Here is a 2,086-nt window from a genome sequence, read left to right as displayed (position 1 = left end):
CCTCGCCACGTTGCATGTATCACTAGGGCAATTCGATCCGCTCGCTTTCCCCCGGCACCGTCGGCCAGTCCCCCGCCGCCCAGCGCCGGCGGGCTTCGTCTATCCGGGCCGGGTCGCTGGAGACGAAGTTCCAGTTCATCCGTCGCGGCCCATCCAGTGGCGCACCGCCGAACAGTACGGCATGGCAATCGCTGTCGGCGGACAGCGTCATTTCTTCTCCGGCAGGCAATATGACCAGCGCATGAGGCTCCAGCGGCTCACCGTCCAATTGTGCTTCACCCTCCAGGACATACAGTGCGCGCTCTTCATGTTCAGTGGGGATCAACAAGGTCGTCGCGGTCTGCAGGTGCAGTTCGGCATACAACGTTGGCGACAGCACCGGCACTGGTGATTCCAGGCAAAAGCCTGACCCGGCGATCATGCGAATGCTGACGCCCAGGTTCTCGCTGACTGGCAGGCTGTTGGCCGGATGATGACTGTAGTGCCCAGGGCCTTCTTCGTGCGATGTGGGCGAGGCCAGCCAGACCTGCAGTCCATGCATGACAAATCCGCGGTCCCGCAATGCTTCCGGCGTGCGCTCGACATGGGCAATGGCGCTGCCGGCGGTCATCCAGCTGACGTCCCCGGCGTTCACCACCTGATCGGAACCGAGGCTGTCCTTGTGCTGGATCTGGCCCTCGAACAGGTAGGTGAGGGTGGACAGGCCGATGTGTGGGTGCTGGCGGATGTTCATTCCTTTACCCGCCGGGTAGGACGTTTGCAGCATATGGTCGAAAAACACGAAAGGTCCGACGCTGCGGCATTTGGCGGACGGCAACGGCCGAAGAATCGGCTGGCCTTCCACGTCTTCTGCACGGGGGCGAACGATCAGGGGAGCGGTCATGGTGTCTTCCAGGTTGAACGACGAATCGGCAAAGCATAACCCGAGGTTGCAACGGACGGCAGCGACGGCTTGAACCCAGGCGGGACGGCGGGGGTCTATGCTGCTCATGGCTTCTGGAGAGTGCCCGTGTCGTCGATCCGTCTGATGTTCGCTTGTCTGCTGGCCGTTGGGAGCTCCGCCGCCGTGGCCCGCGAATATGCCTACAGTGATGCGCACCTGCATTACGTTGATTTCTTTCAGGAAACAGCTGGCATGCCCAAGCTGCTCAAGGCGATGGCGGACAATCGCATCGAGCACGTCATGATTTCCGGCGTGCCCGTGGCGAAGAAATGGCACGAAGACGAACCCAAGCGCCCGCGTTATTACGCCGGTGACGATGCGGACGCCTACTGGTACAGCGCCACCGATGTGATTGTCGCTGCGGCGGTCTCCAAGCTCCCCGCCGAACAACGCCAGCACTTTCATCCCTTCCTGTCGGGCTTCAACCCCAATGACAAGAACTCCGACGCCCACATCCAGCGCATGCTCGATCTCTATCCGGGGCTGTGGCAAGGCATCGGCGAAGTGTTCACCCGCCATGACGACCTGACGGCGCTGACCTCCGGCGACACGCCGCGCGCCAACAACGAGGCGATGACGCGCATTTATCACCTGGCGGCGGAAAACGACCTGCCAGTGATGCTGCATTCCAACATCACTTCCAAGCGGGAAAAAAATCCGCTGTACCTGGCGGAAATCGAAGAGCCGTTGCGTAACCACCCGCACACACGGTTCATCTGGGCCCACGCCGGTACCAGCAAGGAAATTCACCGCCACCAGACGCAGCTGGATTTCCTGCTGCCCACCCTGGCACGGATGCTCGAGTCTTATCCCAATCTTTTCATCGACCTGTCCTGGAGCATGCTCACGCCATATCTGTTGGACGAGGCGGGTAAGCCTCGCGATGAATGGCTAAAGCTGGTGGAGCGCTTCCCGGAGCGCTTCATGGTGGGGTCGGACGTGGTAGGGCGCTTCAACAAGTTGGGTAAGGAATTGCACAGCTTCGATCCGTTCCTCGATGCTTTGCCGCAAGACGTGGCAAGGAAAGTGGCGCGGGATAACTTCCTGGCGGTGTTGCCCCGCTCAGTGGCCCGTTAACCCGCTCTTGCTCCCGCTGGGCCTGCAGAGCTGTGTAGGAGCTGTGTAGAGCTGCGTAGGAGCTGC

Annotated in this window: 2 protein-coding genes; one reads left to right on the top strand and one right to left on the bottom strand. The window is 61.2% G+C overall.

The window, feature by feature from the left end; translation table 11 throughout:
- Nucleotides 1–22: 22 nt before the first annotated feature.
- Nucleotides 23–883: a pirin family protein gene (locus OC610_RS26265; protein ID WP_264432025.1), complete on the bottom strand. Its 861-nt coding sequence runs from the start codon at nt 881–883 to the stop codon at nt 23–25.
- 144 nt (nt 884–1,027) lie between these two features.
- Between OC610_RS26265 and OC610_RS26260 the strand changes: the two genes are divergently transcribed.
- A complete protein-coding gene (locus tag OC610_RS26260; RefSeq protein WP_264432028.1) occupies nt 1,028–2,020 on the top strand; it encodes an amidohydrolase family protein in 993 nt (330 codons plus the stop codon).
- Nucleotides 2,021–2,086 lie beyond the last annotated feature (66 nt).

Origin of the sequence: Pseudomonas agronomica (assembly GCF_025917275.1) — a bacterium.
In the GTDB taxonomy this organism is placed as follows: domain Bacteria; phylum Pseudomonadota; class Gammaproteobacteria; order Pseudomonadales; family Pseudomonadaceae; genus Aquipseudomonas; species Aquipseudomonas agronomica.
The sequence above is the reverse complement of the archived record's forward strand: the minus strand, read 5'-3'. Positions and strand labels throughout refer to the sequence as shown.